General features: G+C 58.9%; 27 protein-coding genes. 14 read left to right on the top strand and 13 right to left on the bottom strand.

What is annotated here, in order from left to right; genetic code table 11:
* The first annotated feature begins 222 nt into the window (after positions 1 to 222).
* Both ACA067_RS09465 and ACA067_RS09460 read left to right on the top strand, forming a co-directional pair.
* Complete coding sequence (locus ACA067_RS09465) at positions 223 to 525, top strand: hypothetical protein (RefSeq protein ID WP_497461507.1); 303 nt, start codon at positions 223 to 225, stop codon at positions 523 to 525.
* 292 nt (positions 526 to 817) lie between these two features.
* Positions 818 to 1030 carry a cold-shock protein gene (locus ACA067_RS09460; protein WP_003179963.1) on the top strand — a complete coding sequence of 71 codons (213 nt, stop codon included), beginning with the start codon at positions 818 to 820 and terminating at the stop codon, positions 1028 to 1030.
* Between the two features lie 70 nt (positions 1031 to 1100).
* Here ACA067_RS09460 and ACA067_RS09455 read toward each other — a convergent pair whose 3' ends face one another.
* Together ACA067_RS09455 and ACA067_RS09450 are read right to left on the bottom strand one after the other, a co-directional pair.
* Positions 1101 to 1421: an I78 family peptidase inhibitor gene (locus ACA067_RS09455; RefSeq protein ID WP_064676879.1), complete on the bottom strand. Its 321-nt coding sequence runs from the start codon at positions 1419 to 1421 to the stop codon at positions 1101 to 1103.
* A 165-nt stretch (positions 1422 to 1586) separates the two neighbouring features.
* Complete coding sequence (locus ACA067_RS09450) at positions 1587 to 1892, bottom strand: hypothetical protein (protein ID WP_497456264.1); 306 nt, start codon at positions 1890 to 1892, stop codon at positions 1587 to 1589.
* A gap of 131 nt (positions 1893 to 2023) precedes the next feature.
* Here ACA067_RS09450 and ACA067_RS09445 point away from each other — a divergent pair, with 131 nt between their 5' ends.
* Positions 2024 to 2236, top strand: coding sequence for a hypothetical protein (locus ACA067_RS09445; RefSeq protein ID WP_497461506.1), 213 nt, complete (start codon positions 2024 to 2026; stop codon positions 2234 to 2236).
* A 32-nt stretch (positions 2237 to 2268) separates the two neighbouring features.
* Here ACA067_RS09445 and ACA067_RS09440 read toward each other — a convergent pair whose 3' ends face one another.
* The 7 genes from ACA067_RS09440 to ACA067_RS09410 all read right to left on the bottom strand — a co-directional run bounded on the left by ACA067_RS09440 (position 2269) and on the right by ACA067_RS09410 (position 9364).
* On the bottom strand, positions 2269 to 3303 hold the full coding sequence (locus tag ACA067_RS09440) for a nucleoside hydrolase (protein WP_497461505.1): 1035 nt from the start codon (positions 3301 to 3303) through the stop codon (positions 2269 to 2271).
* Between the two features lie 23 nt (positions 3304 to 3326).
* The gene (gene rbsD, locus ACA067_RS09435; protein ID WP_497461504.1) at positions 3327 to 3731 is read right to left on the bottom strand and encodes a D-ribose pyranase; all 405 of its coding nucleotides are present in this window, start codon (positions 3729 to 3731) and stop codon (positions 3327 to 3329) included.
* Positions 3728 to 4645, bottom strand: coding sequence for a ribokinase (gene rbsK, locus ACA067_RS09430; RefSeq protein WP_497461503.1), 918 nt, complete (start codon positions 4643 to 4645; stop codon positions 3728 to 3730). The genes rbsD and rbsK overlap by 4 nt, the downstream gene beginning before the upstream one ends.
* Positions 4646 to 4784: 139 nt before the next feature.
* Positions 4785 to 5804: a LacI family DNA-binding transcriptional regulator gene (locus ACA067_RS09425; protein ID WP_497461502.1), complete on the bottom strand. Its 1020-nt coding sequence runs from the start codon at positions 5802 to 5804 to the stop codon at positions 4785 to 4787.
* A 3-nt stretch (positions 5805 to 5807) separates the two neighbouring features.
* Entirely contained in the window at positions 5808 to 6785 is a 978-nt protein-coding gene (locus tag ACA067_RS09420; protein WP_497456258.1) for an ABC transporter permease, read from the bottom strand.
* Complete coding sequence (locus ACA067_RS09415; RefSeq protein WP_497461501.1) at positions 6782 to 8335, bottom strand: sugar ABC transporter ATP-binding protein; 1554 nt, start codon at positions 8333 to 8335, stop codon at positions 6782 to 6784. The genes ACA067_RS09420 and ACA067_RS09415 overlap by 4 nt, the downstream gene beginning before the upstream one ends.
* Before the next feature lie 72 nt (positions 8336 to 8407).
* The gene (locus ACA067_RS09410; RefSeq protein WP_497461500.1) at positions 8408 to 9364 is read right to left on the bottom strand and encodes a sugar ABC transporter substrate-binding protein; all 957 of its coding nucleotides are present in this window, start codon (positions 9362 to 9364) and stop codon (positions 8408 to 8410) included.
* A gap of 464 nt (positions 9365 to 9828) precedes the next feature.
* Between ACA067_RS09410 and ACA067_RS09405 the strand changes: the two genes are divergently transcribed.
* Positions 9829 to 10917 carry an asparaginase gene (locus ACA067_RS09405; protein ID WP_497461499.1) on the top strand — a complete coding sequence of 363 codons (1089 nt, stop codon included), beginning with the start codon at positions 9829 to 9831 and terminating at the stop codon, positions 10915 to 10917.
* 176 nt (positions 10918 to 11093) lie between these two features.
* Here ACA067_RS09405 and ACA067_RS09400 read toward each other — a convergent pair whose 3' ends face one another.
* Positions 11094 to 12659, bottom strand: a complete 1566-nt coding sequence (locus ACA067_RS09400) for a carbohydrate porin (protein WP_497461498.1) — start codon at positions 12657 to 12659, stop codon at positions 11094 to 11096.
* 167 nt (positions 12660 to 12826) lie between these two features.
* On the opposite strand from ACA067_RS09400, the gene ACA067_RS09395 reads away from it, so the two are divergent.
* The 8 genes from ACA067_RS09395 (at position 12827) to ACA067_RS09360 (ending at position 20975) form a co-directional block, all read left to right on the top strand.
* Positions 12827 to 14101 carry an ABC transporter substrate-binding protein gene (locus tag ACA067_RS09395; protein ID WP_497462756.1) on the top strand — a complete coding sequence of 425 codons (1275 nt, stop codon included), beginning with the start codon at positions 12827 to 12829 and terminating at the stop codon, positions 14099 to 14101.
* 21 nt (positions 14102 to 14122) lie between these two features.
* Positions 14123 to 15085, top strand: coding sequence for a carbohydrate ABC transporter permease (locus ACA067_RS09390; RefSeq protein WP_497461497.1), 963 nt, complete (start codon positions 14123 to 14125; stop codon positions 15083 to 15085).
* Positions 15082 to 15924: a carbohydrate ABC transporter permease gene (locus tag ACA067_RS09385; RefSeq protein ID WP_497456251.1), complete on the top strand. Its 843-nt coding sequence runs from the start codon at positions 15082 to 15084 to the stop codon at positions 15922 to 15924. Before ACA067_RS09390 ends, ACA067_RS09385 begins: the two co-directional genes overlap by 4 nt.
* A 27-nt stretch (positions 15925 to 15951) precedes the next feature.
* The gene (locus ACA067_RS09380; protein WP_497461496.1) at positions 15952 to 17097 is read left to right on the top strand and encodes an ABC transporter ATP-binding protein; all 1146 of its coding nucleotides are present in this window, start codon (positions 15952 to 15954) and stop codon (positions 17095 to 17097) included.
* Positions 17094 to 18596 carry a glycoside hydrolase family 32 protein gene (locus ACA067_RS09375; protein ID WP_497461495.1) on the top strand — a complete coding sequence of 501 codons (1503 nt, stop codon included), beginning with the start codon at positions 17094 to 17096 and terminating at the stop codon, positions 18594 to 18596. Before ACA067_RS09380 ends, ACA067_RS09375 begins: the two co-directional genes overlap by 4 nt.
* Positions 18597 to 18671: 75 nt before the next feature.
* Entirely contained in the window at positions 18672 to 19664 is a 993-nt protein-coding gene (locus ACA067_RS09370; RefSeq protein ID WP_497461494.1) for a LacI family DNA-binding transcriptional regulator, read from the top strand.
* Between the two features lie 326 nt (positions 19665 to 19990).
* Positions 19991 to 20281 (top strand): DUF1654 domain-containing protein, encoded by a 291-nt coding sequence (locus ACA067_RS09365; protein WP_497461493.1) that lies wholly within the window; start codon positions 19991 to 19993, stop codon positions 20279 to 20281.
* Positions 20282 to 20285: 4 nt separating this feature from the next.
* Positions 20286 to 20975, top strand: a complete 690-nt coding sequence (locus ACA067_RS09360; protein ID WP_497461492.1) for an endonuclease — start codon at positions 20286 to 20288, stop codon at positions 20973 to 20975.
* Positions 20976 to 21056: 81 nt separating this feature from the next.
* On the opposite strand, the gene ACA067_RS09355 is transcribed toward ACA067_RS09360, so the two are convergent.
* On the bottom strand, positions 21057 to 21422 hold the full coding sequence (locus ACA067_RS09355) for an SPOR domain-containing protein (protein ID WP_497461491.1): 366 nt from the start codon (positions 21420 to 21422) through the stop codon (positions 21057 to 21059).
* A 250-nt stretch (positions 21423 to 21672) separates the two neighbouring features.
* On the opposite strand from ACA067_RS09355, the gene csrA reads away from it, so the two are divergent.
* Positions 21673 to 21864 (top strand): carbon storage regulator CsrA, encoded by a 192-nt coding sequence (gene csrA / locus ACA067_RS09350; protein WP_008028241.1) that lies wholly within the window; start codon positions 21673 to 21675, stop codon positions 21862 to 21864.
* A gap of 225 nt (positions 21865 to 22089) precedes the next feature.
* Here the strand turns inward: csrA and ACA067_RS09345 are convergent, their stop codons facing one another.
* Positions 22090 to 22545 carry a DUF2214 family protein gene (locus ACA067_RS09345; RefSeq protein WP_497461490.1) on the bottom strand — a complete coding sequence of 152 codons (456 nt, stop codon included), beginning with the start codon at positions 22543 to 22545 and terminating at the stop codon, positions 22090 to 22092.
* Between the two features lie 215 nt (positions 22546 to 22760).
* Here ACA067_RS09345 and ACA067_RS09340 point away from each other — a divergent pair, with 215 nt between their 5' ends.
* Complete coding sequence (locus ACA067_RS09340) at positions 22761 to 23513, top strand: carbonic anhydrase (RefSeq protein ID WP_497461489.1); 753 nt, start codon at positions 22761 to 22763, stop codon at positions 23511 to 23513.
* A 48-nt stretch (positions 23514 to 23561) separates the two neighbouring features.
* Here ACA067_RS09340 and ACA067_RS09335 read toward each other — a convergent pair whose 3' ends face one another.
* Positions 23562 to 23756, bottom strand: a complete 195-nt coding sequence (locus ACA067_RS09335) for a hypothetical protein (RefSeq protein ID WP_064676864.1) — start codon at positions 23754 to 23756, stop codon at positions 23562 to 23564.
* Between the last annotated feature and the right edge of the window lie 92 nt (positions 23757 to 23848).

Raw genomic sequence — 23848 nt, 5'->3', positions numbered from 1 at the left:
GGGATTCAAATCAGGGTTGTTCGCGCCTTTGCCGCCACCGGGACTGAAGGTCATCCGGAGCCTGCAAACGCCCGAGCGAGGCATGCTAGCACAGATGAACGGTCGTCGCCGCAGCGGGACGGCTACCGGGGCAAATCAGCGGTTTTTATGCCAGAGTGCTGAACTTGAACCCCGCTTTACCCCTCAGATAACAAGACATTGACCCACAAGGAGCATCCCAGCATGCGTCTGAATCGTTTATTCGCGGTAATCGCCCCCGTCGTCCTGCTGCTGCCACTGGCCGCCCATGCCGATTGGCCAAAGGGCGAGCGCGAGAAGTACATGGCTCAGTGCACCCAGGCAGCCACCCCTCAGATTGGCGCGGCTGCAGCGAAATCTCACTGTGCTTGTGGGGCTGATGCGATCAAATCGTACCCGGCCGGCGACATCCAGGCCTTGATGGACAACACGGCCAGTGACGCCCTTAAACAGAAAGCACTGACGCAAATCGCTTCGTGCAAGGCCGATCCCAAGGCGAAAAAGTAAGCCTGACTGACGGCTTTCAAGGCCTCATTCGACGATGAAAAGCCTCTGAAAAGGGTTTTTTCCTACGATTTTTGCAGGTTTTACAGCTTTTTTTATCGTCTTTACTTTTAGCTGAAAGCCTTTAAAACCGGGGCTTTCAGCCATACAAGGCAACAAAGAAAGGGTGACTGTAGGACAAACAGCACGTCCGGGGGGCTCCCAAAGCGAACATTTCGACTATGATACCCCGGTGTGCCCAGTTGGCCTGAGCAGCACAGTACTACTGAAAATATATGTTTCTTGGAGATACACCATGTCTAATCGCCAAACCGGCACCGTTAAATGGTTCAACGATGAAAAAGGCTTCGGCTTCATCACTCCTCAAGGTGGCGGTGACGACCTGTTCGTACACTTCAAAGCTATCGAAAGCGACGGTTTCAAAAGCCTGAAAGAAGGCCAGACTGTTTCCTTCGTGGCTGAGAAAGGCCAAAAGGGTATGCAAGCTGCGCAAGTCCGCCCAGAGTAAGTTTCTGGCGCACTAAAAAAACCCCGTCCATGTGACGGGGTTTTTTATGGGCGCAACCAACGTGAAGCAATCAGCCGCAGTTGACGCGGGTGACCACCCGGCTGGCATCGGTGTTCAGGTTCAGGCGATCGGAGCGGTACTCCAGCGTCACCATGTCGGTGGGCAGGAGGAACCGTGCATTCTGTGCCCCTGCACGGGTACGCGCCTGCTCCAGCAGTTCGGGCGAAGCCTTTTTGCCAATGGTGAATTCGGCAGCTTTTGCCTCACAACGGCTGTGCCCCGTGTCAGAGGTCGTGACAGGGTCTGTTGTCGACTCGGTGGAGGTAGTGCTGCAACCGGCCAACATGGCAGCGGCCAGCAAAGTACCCAATGACGCGAGCTTCCAAGGCATGAAGCCTCCTTTTTTCAATAGTTGAGCTGAGATCGTGCGACCGCCAATCTGGCGTTTGGTTTCCCAGGGCGTACCAGCACCCTGCCCTCGATCATGAAAAGCGGCGAGTTTGCCTGAGCATCCGCGACTGTCCACCGCGCAATCATGACTGAATATGAACAAGTCTCAATAGACATCGATGTAGTCGAAGGGCGGATTCGGCCAGTTCTGTTTCAGCGCATTGAAGATCTGCATGACCCAGACCTCGTCGCTGGCCGCGACACGCCCGACATAACCGGAGCCCTTGGCCCAGGTTTCCAGGCGAAACAATAGCCCGTCGATATCGGTGCCCCCCACGACGCCCGACGAAATGTAGGCGATGCCGCCCTTGGTGACCCGCAGCTGAGTGTGTTCATCGTCGCTGGCGCAGGCCAACAGCTGGCGCACGGCTTCAAGGGTCAAGCCGTCAGGAGTGTTCAAATCGATCTGCACAGCACGGTCCTTGAAAATCCATCAAAGGCCAAGTGTCGCATAGCCCTCCTCTCATGCCTAAGTCGGAGTGCCAAACGTCGCGCAAAATGGTTAACTTCACACTCAGACTTTCCGACTTCACGAGCACCCTCATGACCACCGTAAGCATCGACGCCAACATCAACGCCAGTTGGCCACAGGGCCATAGCTCCTACAGCCCCGGCAGCCCGGAAGAGTTGGCAATCATCGCGATCGATCTATTGGTCAAGGAGCTGGGAACCGAAGCCGCCCACTCATTCATCGCGCAGGTGTTCGAAAAGTATCCGAAAAATTTCCTGGGCATCGCGCAGACAGCCAGGAACTGAGACCCACAGGCTGGCACCCGCGGGCCCGCAGCTTACTTCAAGCGTGCCAGACGCTCGGTCAGCAGGTCAAAGAAGCCCTGGGCGTCGCCGTTTTCGACCCAGAAGGCATTCTTTGGCGCACCCAGGCCGTCATACCAGTCAACGATAGTCTGGCCGAAAGTCGGGCCTTCGCGACTATCGACCACCACGTTCACTGAACGACCGGTGAATAGCTCGGGCTTGAGCAGGTAGGCGATCACCGTGGTGTCATGCACCGGGCCACCAGCAAGCCCGTAGTGCGCCATGTCGCCTTTGACGTACTCATTGAGAATACTGCTCACCAGCCTGCTGGCATTGTTGTTGATTGCCGCGATCTGCTTCAGGCGTGCCTCGCTGGTGAGAATCTTGTGGGTCACGTCCAGCGGCAGGTAGGTCAGCTTCACGCCACTCTTGAGCACGACCTCCGCCGCCTGCGGGTCGGCAAACAGGTTGAACTCGGCCACCGGTGTGATATTGCCACCGTTGAAGTGCGCCCCGCCCATGACCACGACTTCCTTGATGCCCTGAACGATTCCGGGCGCCTGGATCAAGGCCAGCGCCAGGTTGGTCTGCGGACCGAGCATGGCGATGGTGATGCTGTGGGGCTTGGCGGCCTTCAAGGTATCGATCAGGTAATTGACCGCGCCGCCTTCGGCCAGACCCGCCTTTGGCTCGTGGACGGCGACACCCGACAAGCCTTCCATGCCATGGATGTCCTCGGCGTAGATCGGCGTGCGCATCAGCGGCTTCGGCGCACCGGCATACACCGGCACCTCCTCGCGCCCTGCCCACTCGCGGGCCAGCCGCGCATTGCGCGAGGTCTTGTCCAGGCGAACATTGCCGGCGACGGTGGTCAGCGCACGAATGTTCAGTTCTTGCGGCGACGCCAGGGCAAACAGCAAGGCCACCACGTCGTCGGCACCCGGGTCGGTGTCGATGATTAGGTCGATTTTTTGCGCCGCCTGGGCGCTTGTTGCGGTGATCTTGGACAAAAGCGGCAGGCTCCGTAGCAGATGATGCAATTTCTGAGCATAGCGGTCATGGCGCACTCCTTGTGCGTGGGGAAAACCCGTTAAAACGTGACCCCGGCCACCAGGATGACGTTGCAGTACGGCTGACATTCCCCGGTGCGAACGATCGCCCGCGCCTGGCGGCTGAGGACTTTGAATTGTTCATGGCTGAGCAGCTCACGCCGACCTAGTGCACCTTCGACGTCCAGCTCATCCAGGGTCGCCAGTGCCGAGGGTTTCTTGTGCAGGATCTCCTGGGCCAGCACGTGGCTTTCAACCTGCATTTCACTGAGTACGACCTTCAAGGTGCTGACGAAATCCGGAATGCCGTGGGTCAGCGCCAGGTCGATCAGTTCGACGCCTGGTGGCACCGGCAGGCCGGCATCGCCAATCACCACCCGGTCGCCATGGCCCAGGGAAGCGATCAGTCGCGACAGGGCGACGTTGAGCAAAGGGGTCTTCTTCATGGTGCTCTAAAGGCCTGTACGTCGGACAAGGTGGGAATCGACGGCTGCGCGCCGGCACGGGTCACCGACAGCGCCGCAGCGACTTGGCCGAAACGGATCGCTTCGGCTTCGCTTTTGCCGGCCGCCAGTGCTGCGGCGAAGCCGCCGACGAAGGTGTCGCCCGCCGCCGTGGTATCGACCGCTTTCACCTTCGGCGCCGGAAAATGTTCGAAGCCTGTACCGTTGGCAAACAGCGATCCATGCGCACCGAGGGTGATGATCACCTTGGCGGCGCCCATGGCGATCAAGCGGGTGGCGGCCGTTTCAGCGGTGTCCAGAGAGTCCACGGGCAACCCGCTCAGGGCCGCGGCCTCGCTTTCGTTGGGAATCAGGTAATCGATGGCCGCGTACCAGTCCGCCGGCAGCGGGCGACTGGCCGGCGCCGGGTTCAGAATCAGGGTCTTGCCCAACTCACGGCCGCGCTTGAGCGCATGGCCGACCGTGGCATCCGGCACTTCCAGCTGACAGATGATCACATCCGCCGCCTGCAACACCGGGTCGAAACGGTCGATCACTTCTGGCGTCAGCGCGCCGTTGGCCCCGGCGACGATCACGATCGCGTTCTGACTGTTGTCGTCGACCACGATCAACGCCACGCCGCTGGAATCGTCAACCACGCTGACCGCCTGGCAATCGATCTGCTCGGCCAACAGCGCCCCGCGCAGCTGTGCGCCATAGGCGTCGCTGCCCACGCAGCCGACCATCGATACCTGCGCGCCCAGCCGAGCCGCGGCCACCGCCTGATTCGCGCCCTTGCCACCGGGAACCGTGGCAAACGACTGGCCGATCAGCGTTTCGCCGCCTCGGGGCAGCCGCGGCGCCCGGGTCACCAGGTCCATGTTCAGGCTGCCTATCACCACTACTTTTGCTGGCATACATCACTACTCATCAATTCGGTTTTGCGGAGCTTTCGGTTTGCGGAGCTTTCGGTTTGCGGAGCTTTCGATTAAGCGCAGCTTTCAATTAAGTGAAGCTTCGGTTCAACTGTGCTTTCGATTCCGCGGTGCTTTCGATTCAACGGTACTGGTCAAACACACCGGCCAGCGGCGCCGTCGATTCGCGCAGGACAATACTGGGCGTCACGATCCGTTGATCGGTGGCCATGGCCGGCGTGGCGATCCGGCGCAACAGCACTTCAGCGGCCATCTCGCCGAGTTGCAGGATCGACTGGCCGACGGTGGTCAGCGCCGGGTAGACATAACGACTCATCTGGATATCGTCGAAGCCGATCACCGACAGTTCGGTCGGTATTCGAATATTGCGCTCGGCGGCGGCTCGCAGCACGCCGATGCCGATCATGTCGTTGCCGGCAAAAATCGCGCTGGGTGGGTTCTTTTCCAACAGAATCGCCGCAGCGCTGTAGCCGCCAGTGCTGGTGAAGTCGCTTTCCAGCATGCGTTCGGGAGGTACTTCTACCCCGGCCTCTTGCAAGGCGCGGCAATACCCGGCCAGTCGCATCTGCGCCACGCTGGTATGCGCCGGACCGCCGATGGTGGCGATGTCACGATGCCCCAACTCCAGCAGGTGCCGGGTCGCCAGGTAGGCGCCGTACTCATGATCGATGCGCACCAGGTCGGCATCGACCCCTTCCAGCCCTCGGTCGACGATCACCATCGGCGTGCGCACGCCCGCCAGGCCTTGCGCCAGTCCCGCATCGCCGCCGGCCGACGCCACGATCAAGCCGTCGATACGTTTTTCCAACAGCACCCGCAGGTAGCTGCGCTGTTTGTCTGGATTGTCGTCGGAATTGCACAGGATCACGCAATAGCCATTGCGCTCGCAGTAGTCCTCGATCCCTCGCGCCAGTTCGGCGAAGTACGGGTTGAGGCTATTGGGCACCAACAGGCCGATGGTCGCCGTGGTCTTGGCCTTGAGCGATCGAGCCACCGCACTGGGCACGTAGTCGAGCGTCTTGATCGCGGCCTCGACCTTGACCCGCACTTCTTCGCTGACTGGCCGGGTCTTGTTCATCACGTGGGACACGGTGGTGTAGGAAATTCCCGCCAGCGCTGCCACATCCTTGATTGTTGCCATGACTCAGGTCCGCCGGCTTGCGCGCTGACTGCGATAAGTATCGAGCACCACCGCCACCACGATGACCGCGCCGGTGATGATGCGTTTGGTCGGTTCGGTCGCGCCGATCTGCGCCAGACCGGCGGCCAATACCGAAATGATCAGCACGCCGAAGAAAGTACTGATGACCGAACCGCGGCCACCCATCAGGCTGGTGCCGCCAATCACCACCGCGGCGATCACTTGCAGCTCCAGGCCGGAGCCGGCATTCGGATCCGCTGCTTCCAGCCGGGAAATCTGAAACAACGCGGCGATACCGGCCAGGAGCCCCATCAGGCTGAACACCAGGATCTTGTAGGGTTTTGGATTGATCCCCGCCAGGCGCACCGCCTCTTCGTTGGTGCCGATGCCGATCAGGTAGCGACCGAACACGGTACGAGTCAGCACGGCCTGGGCAATGAAGATGATCAGCAAGGCGATGATGAACGACGGCGAGATGCCAAAGACGATCGGGTTGGACAGCCAGGCGAAGGCGTCACCGATATAGGCCGTACGCGACCCGGTCATCTGATACGCCACGCCGCGGGCCATTTCCAGCACGCCGAGGGACACGATGAACGACGGAATCCGCCAGGCGACGGTGATCGAGCCGGTGATGGTCCCGGCCAATGCCGCGGCACCCATGCCCAACAGCGCCGCCGGCAGCACGCTCCAGCCCCAGCCGAGAATCGCCACGCTGACCGTCGATGCCGCGAGCGCCAGCACCGAACCGACCGACAGGTCGATGCCGCCGATGATCAACACGAACGTCATGCCGACCGCCAGCACCATCAGGTCCGGGATCTGGTTGGCGAGGGTGCTGAAGGTGTCGTACGACAGAAAATGGCTGCTCAGGACCGAGAACAGCGCGACCATGGCCAGCAAGGCACCGGCCAGGCCCAGGTAGGTACCGAGGCCGTAAAAGTTGCCACTACGTTTGCCGACGGACGTTGCAGTAGTCATGAAAGATCCCTGGGCGCTGCTTCGTTGAGCAACGCATCACGTTGTTGATAGCCGGCGAATGCGGCGGCGAGCAAGTCATCCTGGGTCCAGCTGTCGCGCTCGAAGGTGTCGATCAGGCGACCCGCCGAGAGCACGCCGATGCGGTCGCAGATCAGCATCAATTCGCGCAGGTCGCTGGACACCACCACCAGCGCCTTGCCCTGACGGGTCAACTCGCCGAGCAACGCATAGATGTCGAACTTGGCGCCAACGTCGATGCCGCGGGTCGGCTCATCGAACAGCATCACCGAGCAGTCGCGCTCCAGCCAGCGGCCGATCACGACTTTCTGCTGGTTGCCGCCGGACAACTCGGAGACCAACTGGGTGGGGCTGGAACTGCGAATGCGCATGGCGTCGATCTGACGCTGGGCCAGGGCGATCTCGTCAGCGTTATTGACGAAGCCGCCGCTGGAAATCACCGGCATATTGCCCAGGGCAATATTGGCGCTGATCGATTGGGTCAGCAGCAGGCCTTCGCCTTTGCGGTCTTCGGTGATCAGGGCAATGCCGTGGCCGACCGCATCCGCTGGCGAACGGATACTGACGACCCGCGCCGGCGAGCCCAGTGCAACGGTGCCACTGTCCGCCGTGTCGGCGCCGAAAATCAGGCGCAACAACTCGGTGCGCCCTGCCCCGATCAAACCGGAAATCCCGTAGATCTCGCCGGCGCGCACTTCAAAGGACACGTCGCGGACCTTGTCGGAACGGGTCAGGCCTGTGACCGTCAACGCTGGAGCGCCGATCTGGCGCGGGCCCATGTCGATGTGTTCGCCGAGTTCACGACCGACCATCAACGTGACCAGTTGCTCACTGTTGTAATTGGCCATCGGCTCGACGCAGACGAGGTTGCCGTCACGCAATACCGCGATGCGCTGGGCGACCCGTGCCAGTTCTTCGAGGCGATGGGAAATGTAGATGATCGAGACGCCGCGCGCCTGCAGGCGGGTGATCTGCTCGAACAGCATCTCGACTTCGCGGGCGGTGAGCATCGCGGTCGGTTCGTCGAGGATCAGCACATGGCAGTCGCCGATCAGGTTGCGTGCGATCTCGACCATTTGCTGATGGCCGATGCCGAGTTCGCCGACCAGGGTGTCCGGGTCGATCGCGTCGAGCCCGACCTGAGCCATGGCCTCGATCGCCGCCTTGCGCAATTGCTTGCGGCTGATCCAGCCACCATGGCTGGGCAGGTTGTGCAGAAACAGGTTTTCCGCCACCGACAGCGTCGGCAGCAGATTGAGTTCCTGCATGACCATGCGGATGCCCAGGTCTTCGGCCTGGGTGCGGCTGCCGGGGCGATACTCCTGGCCCTGGAACTGCATCTGGCCGGTGGTCGGCGCGACCAGCCCGCCAATGATTTTCGACAGCGTGCTTTTGCCCGCGCCGTTCTCGCCGGTCAGGGCCAGCACTTCACCGCGCATCAGCGTCAGGTCGATGCCGGTCAGGACCGGTTGGGCGTAGGTCTTGCCGATGCCGCTGACCGAGAGGACAGCGTTCGGGGCGAAAACTGACATAAAACTCTCCACGTGCTCACGTGCTCACGTGCTCACCCGGACGGGCGAGCACAGTTTGTGTCGCCAGGAGGACTACTGGGTCACCAGCTCTACCGGAGTTTCAATGACGCCATTGACGCCGCCGTCGACTTTCTCGCCCTTGATGATCTTCAGCGCGGTCTCGATGCCGAACACGGCCTGCCGTGCCGCGAACTGGTCAGCGGTGGCCAGTACGCGGCCGTCCTTGAGCATGGGCTTGATGGCGTTGATGTTGTCGTAGCCGACCACTTGTACCTTGCCCGCCTTGCCGGCGGCACGCACGGCAGACACCGCGCCGACGGCCATGCTGTCGTTGCCCGCCAGCAGGGCCTTGATGTTCGGGTATTCGCTGAGCATGGAGGAGGCAACCTGGTTGCCCTTGTTGATTTCCCAATCACCGGATTGCAAGGAGACGACCTTGATCTGCGCCGCTTCCATCGCATCCTTGAAGCCTGCCGTACGGGCCTGGGCGTTGGTGGTGGTGGAGACGCCTTCGATGATGCCGACTTCGTCACCGGCCTTCAGCTGTTTCGCCAGGTACTCACCCACCAGGCGCGCGCCTTTGCGGTTATCCGGGCCTACGAACGGCACCGTGATGTTTTTGCTTTTGACCACCGCCGGGTCCAGCTGGTTATCGATGTTGACCACGGTGATGCCGGCATCCACCGCTTTCTTGATCACCGGCACCATGGCCTTGGAGTCCGCTGGCGCGATGACCAGCGCATTGACCCTGGACACGATCATCTGCTCGACGATACGGATCTGGTTCGCCGTATCGGTTTCGTCCTTGATGCCATTGGAGATCAGCTCGAAGTCGCCGGAGTGGTCTTTCTGGTAGGCCTTGGCGCCGTCTTCCATGGTCAGGAAGAATTCGTTGGCCAGGGATTTCATGACCAGCGCGACTTTAGGTTTTTCAGGGGTTTCGGCGAACGCCGAAGAGACAGGCAACGCCGCGGATGCGGCAGCCAGCATAGCGACAGCGAGAAGACGTCCAGCGAATGGCAGCTTCATGGGTTCACTCCGATCTTATGATTATTGTGAGCAATGCTTGCGCTGACGTAGGCATCATCGCGGCCGGCGAAGGATCAAGCCATCGATAGAACCGCGCAAACGTTTGCGAGACCGAACTATGCGAACCCTGCTGATATTTGTCAACGACGGAAAAGCGCCGTTTTGTGTTTTTGAGTGGCAGAAAGAGGCATTCCCGTTATCCGCAGTGCTAACAGAAGTCGGGGCTGTCGGATAGCCGAACACGAATGCCGCACCTGTTCGGAAAACCGGACGACCCAGCATTGTCACAACCAGCACTTTTCATTGAAATAATGATACAAATCATTAGGTTACAGGGAATTTCCAATACAGCGTATGTCTGGTACGAATCCTGCTCCTTCTCTGCACCCCAGGCGTTCAGATCGCCTTGGCCGTATCTAGATGAACTTGCATCAGCACCCGTCTGACTACTAAAGAGAAAAATAATGACATCTGTTTTCAAGACCTTCGTTCCGGGCGCCTTGGCCCTCTTGCTTCTCTTGCCCACCGCCCTTCAGGCAAAAGAAGCACAAACCCAACAGAAACTGGCAAACGTGGTGATCCTGGCCACTGGCGGCACCATTGCCGGCGCCGGTGCCAGCGCGGCCAATAGCGCGACCTACCAGGCGGCGAAAGTCGGCATCGAACAATTGATCGCCGGGGTCCCGGAACTGAGCCAGTTGGCCAACGTTCGAGGCGAACAGGTCATGCAGATCGCCTCCGAAAGCATCACCAACGACAACCTGCTGCAGCTGGGTCGTCGTGTGGCTGAACTGGCCGACAGCAACGACGTCGATGGCATCGTCATCACCCACGGCACCGACACCCTGGAAGAAACCGCCTACTTCCTGAACCTGGTGGAAAAAACCGACAAGCCGATCATCGTCGTCGGGTCCATGCGCCCGGGCACCGCAATGTCCGCCGACGGCATGCTCAACCTGTACAACGCCGTGGCCGTGGCCGGCAGCAAAGAAGCGCGGGGCAAAGGCGTACTGGTGACCATGAACGATGAAATCCAGTCGGGTCGCGACGTCAGCAAGATGATCAACATCAAGACCGAAGCCTTCAAAAGCGCCTGGGGCCCGCTGGGCATGGTCGTGGAAGGTAAATCCTACTGGTTCCGCATGCCGGCCAAGCGCCACACCATGGATTCGGAATTCGACATCAAAACTATCGAGAGCCTGCCGAACGTCGAAATCGCCTACTCCTACGGCAACGTGAGCGATACCGCCTACAAAGCCCTGGCGCAGTCGGGCGCCAAAGCCATCATCCACGCCGGCACCGGCAACGGCTCGGTCTCTTCGCGGGTGGTTCCAGCCCTGCAGGCCTTGCGCAAGGACGGCGTGCAAATCATCCGCTCGTCCCACGTCAACGCCGGCGGTTTCGTGCTGCGCAACGCCGAACAGCCTGACGACAAGTACGACTGGGTCGTGGCCCACGACCTGAACCCGCAGAAAGCTCGCATCCTGGCCATGGTCGCGCTGACCAAGACCAACGACAGCAAAGAGCTGCAACGGATGTTCTGGGAATATTGATTCGCCCTCGCCCGACCGGCTCCGGTCGGGCATCGCTCACCACTCGCCCTTTGGCGAGTGGTTGACTCCGATAAAAAATCGGCTGATCAGCTTTGACCGGTAATCAATTACTCAATACGCTTGGTGAAAAGCAGGGATCGATGAGCTGAAGGCGTGTTGGCCGACGCGTTCAAACATTAAAACCAGGTTTCCATTTGTATACCGTATTGCCATACACCTCCGGCGTTGAAGTCCGTCTTGCCGAAAGAGTCTGAGGTACTGTATCTGTCCAGATCCGAAGACCAATTCATGAAGCTAGCGAACACACGCAGTTCGGGACGAGTGAGCAGGTCTCCAACGTCAGGTTTGAATGTCGGGGCGATCGTGAATTTCCAGTAGTTACCGTCGACCGCGTTACGTTGTAGATAGCCCTTGGGGTCGAGGTTCATGGTTTGCCAGCTCATTTCGTAGGCCATCTCGAAATTGCTGGTGATTGCATTGGCCAAACGCATGTTCAGCGTCATCCAGCGGTAGTCGTCACCCTTGACGTATCTATCCTTGCTTTGTTCGGCCAGCAAGCTGGGGCCGATGCGCCAACCAGGCGCAATGGGTGTCTCGCCGTAAAGTGCCAGACGCAGAGCGCGGGCATCTTCAATCAGTTCACCATCCGAGCCGACGTTCTTGACCTCTGCCCCCAGACCTTGCCCATAGAGCAGCGCTGTTTTGAAGAAGCCTTCCCTGCCGAAAAAGTTTTTCTGGTGATTGGCCAGCATGCTGTGCAAGCCGGAATCCGCAGGCGTCAGACCTGCTTCATTGCTGCGAGTGCCAATGTCGTTTTTCTTTGAGCCAACGGCATTGAACATCCACTGCCACTGACCATTATCGAAGAACTGGTTGGAGGTCAGAATGTAGCTTTCCACATCGGCGTTGATGCCGCCTTCACTGAAATCCCCGTAGTTACGCCCGACCAAGGAATAATTCGAGCGCCAATTCTTGTTCATCTGCACATCGTAGATTCCACCCCCGGTACCAGCCAGATAGACAACGTCCGAGTCCAGCCAGTGGATATCGAAGTTATCTCGATCAAATCGCTTACCTGCCCACAAAGTCGCGTTCTCGAACACTGAATTACCCTTGAATGCAGCGAGATGGTCGAGCTCGGTAAATACCTGACGCACGTTCAGATCACTTTCATCGGCCGTCCAGTCATTGGAGCTTTCCACTCCATCGGCGATGGAAACCGTGAATTTGGAACGGGTGCCGTTTTGCGCATAGAGTTCTTTCGACAGGTCTATGCGCATGTAGGTGTCGTCTTCGTTTCCGAGTCGCCCGACTGCCCCGCCGACTGAACCGGCAGGGGTTGAATATGGGCCGCCACGACCACCACCAAGTCCATCGTTAATCAGCAATCCTGAGCGGGCGTAGCCCTTGAAGCTGAACCCGTCAGTGAGGTGTTCGGTACTGCCCTGTTGCTCCATGCTTTGCTGACGGGCTTCGAGTTTTGCCAGCCGGGTGTCCACCGTGGGCGCCGCAATGGCTGTCGCAGTGGACGCCGCTGGCTGCAAGGCGGGAGTGGCGAGTTTGATCTGCTGCAATTCCCTGGCGAGTGCCTGGGTTTGTTGTTCGGCTGCGGCTGCACGCTTTTCCGCTGCGCTGGCACGGGCTTCAAACGCAGCCATGCGTTCTTCCAGAGTCGCGGCCTGAGCGGTCGCCGCCGTGGTGCCGAGCACGCCTGCGAGTAGCCAGTTTGATGCTTTCTGCATGTGGATTCCCTGTTTTGTTTTTATTGTTTTGTTCCCGCGACCGGCCATTTTTCGTGAGTTGTGAATTGTCGCAATTGACGAAAAAAAGGATGTCTTATCGCAAATACGCTGCTACATTTGGCGATGTTAACGTTAACTTTTTTAAAAACAAAAATAAAGGGTGCTCGATGAAACATCTGAAATCTCTCCTTCCAGCAGCACTACTCACCCTCTGTGCCGGACTTCCATCCGTCTCGAGCGCAGCCGATTTGACGATCTCGTGCGGTGCGGTGGGTGCGGAGTTACAACTGTGCAAGGAGGCTGTCGAGGCGTGGTCGAAACAGACCGGCAACAACGTCGAAGTGGTTTCCACGCCTAACTCGGCGACCGAGAGGTTGTCGTTTTACCAACAGATCCTCAGTGCTCAGTCCAGCGACATCGACATCATTCAAATTGATATGGTGTGGCCGGGGATGCTGGCCAAACATCTGATGGATCTGCGCGAGGTGCTGCCCGCCAACGCGACCCAAGGCTACTTCCAGGCACAGGTGGATAACGCCACGGTGAATGGACGGCTGGTGACGATGCCGTGGTTCACCGACTCGGGCCTGCTGTATTACCGCAAGGACTTGCTCGAGAAGTACAACAAGCAGGTTCCCCAGACCTGGGAGGAAATGACTGCTACCGCCAGGGATGTGCAACAGGCAGAGCGCACTGCCGGGAACCCCAATGCATGGGGTTACATCTTTCAGGGACGCGCTTACGAGGGGCTGACGTGTAATGCGCTGGAGTGGATCAGCAGCCAACCGGAAGGCGGACTGGTCAATCCACGAGGCGACATCGTGGTCAACAGTCAGGCCTCGAGAACTGCTTTGGCCCTGGCGAAAAGCTGGGTAGGAGACATCTCCCCGCGTGGCGTACTCAACTACACCGAGGAAGAAGGACGTGGCGTATTCCAGTCGGGAAATGCGTTGTTCATGCGTAACTGGCCTTATGTCTGGGCCCTGGTACAAAGCCAGGACAGTGCCGTAAAAGATAAGGTCGGCGTCGCTCCCCTGCCCCGCGGCGGCAAAACCGGCACCCATGCCTCCACCCTCGGTGGCTGGGGCCTGGCGGTGTCGCGTTACAGCGCCCATCCAAAACTTGCCGCAGAGCTGGTGAGCTACCTGACCAGTGCCCAACAGCAAAAACATCGTGCTCTGACTGCCGCCTATAACCCGGTGATCGAGTCGCTGTATCAAGATCCCGAACTGCTCGCGGCAATGCCTTATTACAGTCAGCTCCACAGCATTCTCAACGACGGGGTCATGCGCCCCGCCTCAATAACCGCCGATCGCTATCCACGGGTCTCCAATGCATTCTTCGATCGAGTGCATGGCGTGCTGGCGGGCGAGTTGCCTGTCGATCAGGCGCTGGCCGAACTGGAAAGCGAACTCACGCGCATCAAACGCCGGAACTGGTAAGCCACAAGGAAGGAAATCACCATGTCTGTCTCTACTACCCATGCCCCTTGTGACGAGCTGCTGCTCACCAGGGAAACACCTGTGCAGCGTCGTCGAGTACGCGCCGCCTGGCTGTTTTTGACACCGATGTTGCTGTGTCTGGCCCTGGTGGCGGCCTGGCCGCTACTGCGGACATTCTGGTTCAGCCTGACCGATGCCAACCTGGCGGATACCAGTGGCGGATCCTTCGTAGGCTTGAGCAATTATCTGTTCCACAACGGTTCCAGCTGGTCGGGCATCCTGGTCGATCCACAATGGTGGAACGCTGTGCGCAACACGTTGCATTTCACCGTGGTATCGGTGGGACTGGAAGTCGTGCTGGGACTGCTGGTGGCGTTGCTGTTGAACATCAAGTTCACCGGCCGTTCCCTGGTGCGTGCGTTGATTCTGATTCCCTGGGCAATTCCTACCATCGTCTCGGCGAAGATCTGGTCATGGATGCTTAACGACCAGTTCGGCATCATCAATCACCTGATGCTGAGCGTCGGCCTGATTGATGCCCCCCTGGCCTGGACGGCAGATGCGGATCTGTCGATGTGGGCGGTGATCATCGTCGACGTCTGGAAGACCGTACCTTTTGTCACGCTACTGATGCTGGCTGCCTTGCAGATGTTGCCGAGCGATTGTTACGAGGCCGCCAGGGTTGATGGCATTCATCCGCTGAGAGTGTTCTGGCGTGTCACGCTTCCACTGCTGATGCCTGCATTGTTGGTGGCGGCGATCTTCCGCATCCTCGATTCCCTGCGGGTATTCGACGTCATCTATGTCCTGACCTCGAACTCTTCGAGCACCATGAGTATGTCGGTCTATGCCCGCCAACACCTGGTGGAGTTTCAGGATGTTGGCTATGGCAGCGCGGCCTCGACTCTGTTGTTTCTGGTCGTTGCGGTAATTGCCATGCTGTATCTCTACCTCGGACGCCGTCAAATGGAGGTTCGGTCATGAGCCCACGCCTACTCAAAAAAGCGCTGTTACGTCTTGGTTTCTGGTGTCTGATCGGGGTTTTGCTGCTGTATGCGGTCTTCCCTTTCTACTACGCGATCGTGACTTCGCTGAAGCCGTCCAGTGCCTTGTTCGAGGTGAGCTACTGGATCGAAAACCCCGACTTCTCCAATTACGCAGCGGTACTCCACCAAGCCTCATTCCTGCGGGCTATCGGTAACTCGCTGGTGGTTGCGCTTTGCGTGGTGACGCTGGCGCTGTTCCTCAGCGTGACCGCCGCCTATGCCTTGGGCCGAGTGAAGTTTCGTGGGCGTGGCACGGTCTTGATGATGGTTCTTGGCGTGTCGATGTTTCCCCAGGTCGCGGTGCTGTCAGGGCTGTTCGAAGTGATCCGCGCCCTGGGCCTATACAACACGTCCTGGGCGTTGATCCTGAGCTACACGATTTTCACCCTGCCCTTCACCGTCTGGGTGCTGACCACGTTCATGGGGCAACTGCCCCATGAACTGGAAGAAGCGGCAATCATGGATGGCGCGACCCCCTGGATCACGCTGACCCGGGTGCTGTTGCCGCTGCTCTGGCCCGCACTGGTCACCACAGGCTTGTTGGCCTTCATCGCAGCGTGGAACGAGTTCCTGTTTGCCCTGACCTTCACCCTCACCGACACGCAACGCACGGTGCCGGTCGCCATCGCCTTGATTTCCGGCGGTAGCCCCCATGAGCTGCCGTGGGGGCTGCTGATGGCCGCATCAGTGCTGGTCACCGTCCCACTGGTGATTCTGGTGCTGATCTTCCAGCGCCGAATCGTTTCCGGTCTCACTGCCGGCGCGTTAAAGGGTTGATGCCCAACAAACACAAGGAACAGCATCGTGATCAAATTGAAACTGGACAACGTGAACAAACAATTGGGCGGCGTGCGGATTCTTCGCGACGTCAGCCTGGAGATCGCTGCGGGTGAATTCGTGGTGTTCGTTGGCCCTTCTGGCTGCGGAAAGTCGACCCTGCTGCGACTGATCGCCGGACTGGATTCGATCTGCGGCGGCGACCTGCTGATCGACGGGCGACGGGTCAACGACCTGGAGCCGCGCGAGCGTGGCGTCGGCATGGTGTTTCAGTCTTATGCGCTGTACCCGCATATGAGCGTCTACGACAACATCAGCTTTGGCCTCAAACTGGCCAAGACCGAAAAGAGCAGCCTGCGCGAACGCGTGCTGAAAACAGCGCAGATCCTTCAATTGGACAAACTGCTGCAACGCAAGCCAAAGGAACTGTCTGGAGGGCAGCGTCAGCGTGTGGCCATGGGCAGAGCCATGGCGCGGGAACCGGACATTTTGTTGTTCGATGAGCCGCTTTCCAACCTGGATGCATCCTTGCGGGTGCAGATGCGCAACGAAATCGCCCGTCTGCATGCTCGACTGGGCTCGACAATAATCTACGTCACCCACGATCAGGTGGAAGCGATGACCCTGGCCGACAAAATTGTCGTGCTCAATGGCGGTCGCGTAGAGCAGGTCGGTTCACCGCGCGAACTCTATGAACGCCCAGCGAGCCGCTTTGTCGCCGGTTTTCTCGGTTCACCAAAAATGAACTTTCTGGCGGCGCGCCTGCATGCCCCAGGCGAAATCAGCCTGGTCGACACCCCCGTTCTGGGTATGACCTCCCTGCCCTTCGACAGCTCGAACCTGGCGGCGAACACGCAGCTGAGCCTGGGGATTCGCCCGGAGCACATTTCGCTCAAAGCGGCGGAGGGAACCGTCGGGATCGTCGTGACCGGGGTCGAATACCTTGGCAGCGAAACCTATGTGCACCTCGAAACAGGTCAGGACGAGCCACTGATCTGTCGTTGTGAGGTCAACGCCGGATGGCAAGCGGGTGATCGGGTAGAACTGCAGCTGGACATCGACAACCTGCACCTGTTCGACCACGACGGCACGGCCTTGGAGCGCCACCCACAAGCCATTGAAAACCTGCCGAATGACGTCTCTCTGCGCTCAGTCCGAGCACGGGCCCTATGACTTTGTCTTCGAACAACATGAGCGATCCAATGTCTTCTTCCCTTGACCTTGCGCAGCGTGCACTGAGTGACGGCCTGACTCGCGCCATCCACGATTATCGACCCGGTTATCATATTGCTCCCCCGGCAGGCTGGATGAACGACCCTAACGGGGTGGTGTACTTCCGAGGCGAATATCACGTTTTCTATCAACACTACCCCTTCGAAGCGAAGTGGGGCCCGATGCATTGGGGCCACGCCAAGAGTGCCGATCTGGTTCATTGGCAGCACCTGCCCATTGCGCTGGCACCCGGCGATGACTTCGACCGTGACGGCTGTTTTTCCGGTAGTGCGGTGGTGTGTGGAGATACCCTGGCGCTGATCTACACGGGGCACACCTGGCTGGGCGACGTGGGTGACGAGCGCTCGATCCGTCAAGTCCAGTGCCTGGCCACCAGTGTCGACGGCATCCGGTTCGTCAAGCATGGCACCGTCATCGAGACCGCGCCGCAAGACGCGATCATGCACTTTCGTGACCCCAAGGTATGGAAGGAGGATGGCTATTGGTACCTCATTGCCGGCGCACGTCTGGGCGATATGCCGTTACTCCCGCTGTACCGTTCCACGGATCTGCACGTCTGGGAGTTCCTTAACTATGTGTCTGGCGGCAGGGAGGGCGATGGCTATATGTGGGAGTGCCCGGATCTGTTCCGACTGAACGGACGCGATGTGCTGCTGTACTCCCCCCAAGGCATGCCCTCCCAAGGTTACGAACGGCTCAACAAGTACCAGACGGGTTACCGGGTGGGTCGACTAGACAACGAATGGAACTTCACTGGCGGGCCTTTTATCGAGCTGGATAACGGCCACGATTTTTATGCGGCGCAAACGCTATTGGCCGCCGATGGTCGGCGCCTTGTGTGGGCATGGCTCGACATGTGGGAAAGCCCGATGCCGAGCCAGGCCCATCACTGGTGCGGCATGCTCGGATTGCCACGCGAACTTGAACTGCACGACGATCGCCTTTGCGTATACCCGGCACGGGAGCTCACCGCACTGCGCAAGGCGCCATTACCGGGCACGCCGTGGTGGGATGAGTCGGGAACCCGCTGGGCGCCGCACGTGAAGGGCGACATGCTCGAAATCCATGTGCATCTGGATCTGCTCGGCTGCACCGATGGCCATCTGGGAATCGCCTTGCGCTGCAGCGACGATGGCGATGAACAAACCCTGCTCTATTACGATGCGGCGCTGCAGCGTCTGGTGCTTGACCGCAGCCGCTCGGGCGCGCAAGTCACCGGTCAGCGCAGCGTATCGATAGACCCGATGCAAGAGCAACTGGAACTGCGCGTATTTCTCGATCGCTCCTCCATCGAGGTGTTCGACGAAAACGGGGGCTTCAGTCTCAGCAGCCGCCTCTATCCCCGGCCCGACAGTCTGGGGGTCAAGCTTCTGGCAAGCGGGAGTGGCGGGCGTGTCTCCATTCCCAAGGCATGGCCTCTGGCATCAGGGTGGCTGTGAGCGCTGTCATTCGAGTCGCGAAAAGGCCGGGCCCTGTGTCATGATCCTGCGTCAACCTGACCGGCCTCACCTCGCATGACTTCAGTGAAAGACGTTGCACAGCTGGCCGGCGTGTCCCTGATGACGGTTTCTCGAGCGCTCAACAATCCGGAAAAACTGAGCCCCGAAACCCTTCAGCGGGTGCGTCGCGCCATTGACGAACTGCAATTCGTACCGAGCCTGTCGGCGCGCAGGATGCGTGGCGACAATCTCCAGGCACGAACCATCGGTGTGTTCGCACTGGACACCGCGACCACCCCGTACGCGGTCGAGCTGCTGCTGTCCATCGAACAGACCGCGCAGCAAGCCGGCTGGAATGTATTTATCCTCAACCTGCTAAGTAACCCGCCCACCGACCAGAATATCGACCTGATGCTATCGCACCGTCCCGACGGACTGATCTTCAGCGCCATGGGGTTGCGCCAGGTGTGCATTCCCGAGCGATTGAAGAGCAAACCCCTGGTACTCGCCAATTGCCTGGCTGATGACAGTCGGCTGGTCAGTTATGTGCCAGACGACGAAATGGGGCAGTATCGGGCCGTACATCACGCACTGAACCACGGCTATAAGCGTCCTCTGTGTATCAATCTGCCAAAACAGAGTCTGGCCTGGGGTCTGCGACAAAAAGGTATGGAGCGTGCCTGTCAGGCATTCGGACTGGCGCCTGACGCGCTCCTGCAATACGACCTTTCCGATCATGACGCTTATGGTGAAACTGCAGCCATGCTCGACCGGCACATCATTGATGGTCGTCCCCAATTCGACATTCTGATTTGTGGCAACGACCGTATCGCCTTTTGTGCCTATCAGCTGTTGTTGGGCCGTGGCCTGAAAATTCCCGACGATGTCGCCGTGCTCGGCTACGACAACATGATCGGTATTGCTGAGCTGTTCATCCCGCCGCTGACCACAGTGCAACTGCCGTACTACGAGATCGGTCGCAAGGCTGCCCGGCACCTGATCGAGACCCTTGAGGAGTCGGGCGCCCAGCCAGTTGACTGTCCATTGGTGGTCAGGGCATCACTATAAGAATTAGTTCGGTGATAGCACACCCGTTTGCTTTCGATTTGCCATTAGCCTGTCACGCATCAGAAGTGTTTCGCCGCCATCAATTCAACCGCGGGCTGGCGCCAGCTCGGGCCGAAGAAAAACTTAACGTTGTGTCCGGGATTAGTTGACCACTACAGACTCGCCCTCGCCCTCGCCTGACCGGTTCCGGTCGGGCACCGCGCTCACCACTCGCCCTTTGGCGAGTGGTTGATGACGTTGTTCCGATAAAAAAATCTCCATCGTCCTACATCAAATGCACAAAACAGCTGTCAGAGGAATTTCTTGAATTTTAAGTAGTTGCGAAAATGCCTACAGTTAAATACTGTATGCACGTACAGCTTAATAAGGATAATTCCGTGGCCTTTACCTCTGTTTCTCCTGACGCCTATACACGCATGGGTCTTCGCGTTCAGAAAATCATCAATTCCCCCACCGCACAAAAAGCCAAAGCCGCATTGATCTTCCGTCTGCCGGACGAACCCGTGGACGAGTGGGAACAATTGCTCGAAGAAATCGATGAGAACGACAACGTCACCCTCGCCTATCGCGACGATGGCGGCGTGCAGATTTTCTGGGTTGTGCCGAAGGAAGATTGAGTCGATGAGTGTTCGCTGGTTTGCTTTGCTGTTTCTATTGATCTCCCTTGGCGCCCAGGCTGGCGCCCCACGCACCTTCAGCGAAGCCAAGAAAGCCGCCTGGAAGTTGTACGCCCCGCAATCCACCGAGTTTTATTGCGGCTGTAAATACACCGGCAACAAGGTCAATCTCGCGGCCTGCGGTTATGTACCGCGTAAAAACGCCAAGCGCGCGTCCCGCATCGAGTGGGAACACATTGTCCCGGCCTGGCAGATCGGCCATCAGCGTCAGTGCTGGCAAGAAGGCGGGCGCAAGAACTGCACGCGCTACGATCCGGTCTACCAGAAGGCCGAAGCCGACCTGCATAACCTGGTGCCGAGCATCGGCGAGGTGAACGGCGATCGCAGCAATTTCAGTTTCGGCTGGCTGCCGGTACAAACCGGTCAATACGGTTCGTGCCTGACCCAGGTCGACTTCAAGGCGAAGAAGGTCATGCCCCGTCCTTCCATTCGCGGCATGATCGCCCGGACGTACTTCTACATGAGCAAGCAATACGGTTTGCGCCTGTCGAAACAGGATCGACAGTTGTACGAAGCCTGGAACAAAACCTATCCGGTAGAGGCCTGGGAACGTCAGCGCAACCAGAGCGTGGGCTGCGTGATGGGGCGCGGCAACGAGTTTGTCGGCCCGGTCGACTTGAAAGCCTGCGGTTAAGCGTTCGCTGGAATCACAAAAGCCTTGGGGTTAATACGTACTCAAGGCCTTTGTTGTAGCGCTGTAGGAGCAAGCTTGCTCCTACAGGGGCGCAGTGTGTTCGACGACCAGCAATTCGATGTTCTGTTTTTTCGCCCGGGTGAGCGCCGCCGCCACTTCGGCCTGTTTGGCCTCGGCTTCGGCTCTGGAATTGAATGGCCCGAGCAGAATCCGCGTCTTGCCATTTTCCTTGACGACAGTGGAAACGAAACTGTGCTCGATCAGCCAGCCGCTGAGGTCGCTGACAGCCTGGGTTATTTCACCTCGCACCTCGAGATCCCATTGCGGTGCAGAGGCCGCCACCGGTGCGGTCGCCGCTGTCGTCTGCGGCTTTGGCACGTCAGGGCGCTTGCCCTCACCGCATCCCGCCAGTGCCAGTACCGCGATTACTAAGACCATTTTGCGCACAACGCTTCCCTCTGGATGCCTAAAGCGCAGATTTTAACATCCATGAATAGTTCCCGAGTGCCGCAAAATCGAGTCAAAACAACGAGAATGATGGTTGCGGCCTCTGTATAGTTACGCCTTGGGAATTAATGCAGCATCTGCGCGTCAGAAAGAGGCACCCAAACCGTGAGACTTCGCACTAATCTATATAGACCACCGACCTCTGCACTGTCCGAATCAGGTGCCCCACAAAGCAATCAAGGAGAAGACCATGCTGATACTCACCCGCAAAGTCGGTGAAAGCATAAATATTGGTGATGACATTACGATCACCATCCTGGGCGTTAGCGGCCAGCAAGTCCGGATCGGCATCAACGCTCCGAAAGACGTTGCCGTGCACCGCGAAGAAATTTACCAGCGTATCCAGGCTGGCCTGACCGCCCCGGACAAGCCGCAGTCCTGAATCCCGCTGTAGTCGGTAGCCAGCCCGTTCGCCCCCGGAACCATGGCTGGCTAGAGATTCAGGCATCGCATCGCATCGCCTTTCATTTCTCACACCCCTTCTCGATGGCCATGGCACTTACGGGCGATGCAGTCGAGAACGTGAAGCCGATCCTGCCGCCAAGCTTCACGCCCTGAATGTCAGGCGTTTCGGACTCACCCCGAACAAGAGCGCCTTGGCGCTCGACTAACCAAAGGTCACACCCCGCGCCATGCCCGTGGCCGCCACTACCATCAGCAACACCAGCATCGCTTCGATATGACTGATCCGTGCAAACAACCGCGCACGGCCGGTATCGATCGCCGCGCCCCGCGCCCGCGCCCTCCGCCATTTGATCAGCGTCACCATCGGCGCGATTTCCAGCAACAGAATAAGCACGAAAAGTGTCATTTTGAGGTGGAACAACGGCTGGTGAAGATAATAATCAGTGCCCTTCTCGAACCCGCCAAAGGCTCGCATCCCACCGGTGACCAACAAAATGGCGGCCGAGATGCCCCACAGATTGTCCGCGATCAATACACTGCGAGCCTCCCCGGCCCCGGCTGCCAGCCGCCGAAGCGCCGTGCCACGAGTGAGCACCGCCCAGAAGCCCAGGGCAAACGCCAAGAGATGAACCGCCGCCAGAATCCAGTGAGCCAGCATCGAAATACTCCTGTCAGGGCGAAATGAATCAGCCTTTCAGTAGTAGCGCATGAAATGAGGGTGTGCATCGCGCAGCCAGATCATCAAACACTCAAAGCGTCAATCCTCAGGCGGATCGCGGCTAGACTCCACCCCACAAGCGCTGAAAGTTCGTCGCGGCACCAGCCCTTGATGCGAAGTCGTTCCCACCCCCACTGACCCGAGTACACAAGATCATGTGTGAATCATGTGATTCAAACACTATGCAAATCGCGAGTGGTCGTCGTAGGTTTCTTCGGTTTGCCGGACTGGGCGCAGGCGCCCTGCTACTGGCCGGTGCACTGCCCGACAAGGTCGCCCGGGCTGCAGAGAAAACCGCCGCTCCCCCCAAACCGCAAAACTCGATCAGCCCCGACAATGCCCTGAAAAGACTGATGGAAGGCAATCAACGTTATGTTGCCGGCGATTCCAAGACCCATGACTTCAAGGATGAGCGAGAAGCCCTGGTCTCCGGCCAGAACCCGTTCGTGGCGGTGCTGGGCTGCTCCGACTCTCGCATCGCCCCCGAGTACGCGTTCGACACTGCCCGAGGCGATCTTTTCGCCATACGCGTCGCGGGCAACTTCGTTACGGACGAGGGCTTGGCCAGCCTCGAATACGCCGTCGCGGTGCTGGGCGCACCCTTGATCCTCGTGCTCGGGCACGAAAGCTGCGGCGCCATCGATGCAGGCATCAAAGCGGTCAAGGATCGCACCGTGTTCCCTGGCCATATCCCGAAACTGACTGACGCACTCAAGCCCTCTATCGAGAAAGTGCTCTGTCAACCCGGGAGCCATATGGAAAACGCCACCGCGCAAAACGTCAAAGACTCGGTGGAGCGCCTGAAGCACGCCTCGCCCTTGCTGACCGATGCGCTGGCCAAGGGCACATTGAAGATAGTCGGCGGCGTCTATCGTCTGGCGAGTGGCAAAGTAGAATTGATCACCTGAGCCGGACGAGCCGGAAGGAAAGAGCCCAGCGCGATGGCTGGGCCCCGGTTATTTTCGGTTTTCCATCATCTTGTCGGCGAGGGTTTTGGCCCTTTCAATCAACAGGTTCTGCCTGTCCTCGTGCGTAGCCCCTCCGACAACGGGTGCCGTCAGGTTGCTTTCTGCAATCAACGCAGCGCAGAAGTACTGATCCCAGACAGTTCGGGTATCAGCGGCCTGTTTGTTCGTTTGGTCGGCGATCATATGCGGCTCCTTTTGATGAGGTAGCCCGGCTAGTTTACGCCCGAACCAAGGCCTCAGGACAGGAACCCGAACGCAGCTGACGAGCACCTTCT

The sequence above is a fragment of the Pseudomonas sp. LBUM1674 genome, from assembly GCF_059695635.1.
This window is presented reverse-complemented; position numbering and strand designations above follow the sequence as displayed.

Excerpts from the sequence above, each read along its gene's own strand:
- ACA067_RS09465 (WP_497461507.1), top strand. The coding sequence starts at position 223 with ATGCGTCTGAATCGTTTATTCGCGGTAATCGCCCCCGTCGTCCTGCTG.
- ACA067_RS09460 (WP_003179963.1), top strand. The coding sequence starts at position 818 with ATGTCTAATCGCCAAACCGGCACCGTTAAATGGTTCAACGATGAAAAA.
- ACA067_RS09455 (WP_064676879.1), bottom strand. The coding sequence starts at position 1,421 with ATGCCTTGGAAGCTCGCGTCATTGGGTACTTTGCTGGCCGCTGCCATG.
- ACA067_RS09445 (WP_497461506.1), top strand. The coding sequence starts at position 2,024 with ATGACCACCGTAAGCATCGACGCCAACATCAACGCCAGTTGGCCACAG.
- rbsD (WP_497461504.1), bottom strand. The coding sequence starts at position 3,731 with ATGAAGAAGACCCCTTTGCTCAACGTCGCCCTGTCGCGACTGATCGCT.
- rbsK (WP_497461503.1), bottom strand. The coding sequence starts at position 4,645 with ATGCCAGCAAAAGTAGTGGTGATAGGCAGCCTGAACATGGACCTGGTG.
- ACA067_RS09425 (WP_497461502.1), bottom strand. The coding sequence starts at position 5,804 with ATGGCAACAATCAAGGATGTGGCAGCGCTGGCGGGAATTTCCTACACC.
- ACA067_RS09420 (WP_497456258.1), bottom strand. The coding sequence starts at position 6,785 with ATGACTACTGCAACGTCCGTCGGCAAACGTAGTGGCAACTTTTACGGC.
- ACA067_RS09415 (WP_497461501.1), bottom strand. The coding sequence starts at position 8,335 with ATGTCAGTTTTCGCCCCGAACGCTGTCCTCTCGGTCAGCGGCATCGGC.
- ACA067_RS09410 (WP_497461500.1), bottom strand. The coding sequence starts at position 9,364 with ATGAAGCTGCCATTCGCTGGACGTCTTCTCGCTGTCGCTATGCTGGCT.
- ACA067_RS09405 (WP_497461499.1), top strand. The coding sequence starts at position 9,829 with ATGACATCTGTTTTCAAGACCTTCGTTCCGGGCGCCTTGGCCCTCTTG.
- ACA067_RS09400 (WP_497461498.1), bottom strand. The coding sequence starts at position 12,659 with ATGCAGAAAGCATCAAACTGGCTACTCGCAGGCGTGCTCGGCACCACG.
- ACA067_RS09395 (WP_497462756.1), top strand. The coding sequence starts at position 12,827 with ATGAAACATCTGAAATCTCTCCTTCCAGCAGCACTACTCACCCTCTGT.
- ACA067_RS09390 (WP_497461497.1), top strand. The coding sequence starts at position 14,123 with ATGTCTGTCTCTACTACCCATGCCCCTTGTGACGAGCTGCTGCTCACC.
- ACA067_RS09385 (WP_497456251.1), top strand. The coding sequence starts at position 15,082 with ATGAGCCCACGCCTACTCAAAAAAGCGCTGTTACGTCTTGGTTTCTGG.
- ACA067_RS09375 (WP_497461495.1), top strand. The coding sequence starts at position 17,094 with ATGACTTTGTCTTCGAACAACATGAGCGATCCAATGTCTTCTTCCCTT.
- ACA067_RS09370 (WP_497461494.1), top strand. The coding sequence starts at position 18,672 with ATGACTTCAGTGAAAGACGTTGCACAGCTGGCCGGCGTGTCCCTGATG.
- ACA067_RS09365 (WP_497461493.1), top strand. The coding sequence starts at position 19,991 with ATGCCTACAGTTAAATACTGTATGCACGTACAGCTTAATAAGGATAAT.
- ACA067_RS09360 (WP_497461492.1), top strand. The coding sequence starts at position 20,286 with ATGAGTGTTCGCTGGTTTGCTTTGCTGTTTCTATTGATCTCCCTTGGC.
- csrA (WP_008028241.1), top strand. The coding sequence starts at position 21,673 with ATGCTGATACTCACCCGCAAAGTCGGTGAAAGCATAAATATTGGTGAT.
- ACA067_RS09345 (WP_497461490.1), bottom strand. The coding sequence starts at position 22,545 with ATGCTGGCTCACTGGATTCTGGCGGCGGTTCATCTCTTGGCGTTTGCC.
- ACA067_RS09340 (WP_497461489.1), top strand. The coding sequence starts at position 22,761 with ATGTGTGAATCATGTGATTCAAACACTATGCAAATCGCGAGTGGTCGT.
- ACA067_RS09335 (WP_064676864.1), bottom strand. The coding sequence starts at position 23,756 with ATGATCGCCGACCAAACGAACAAACAGGCCGCTGATACCCGAACTGTC.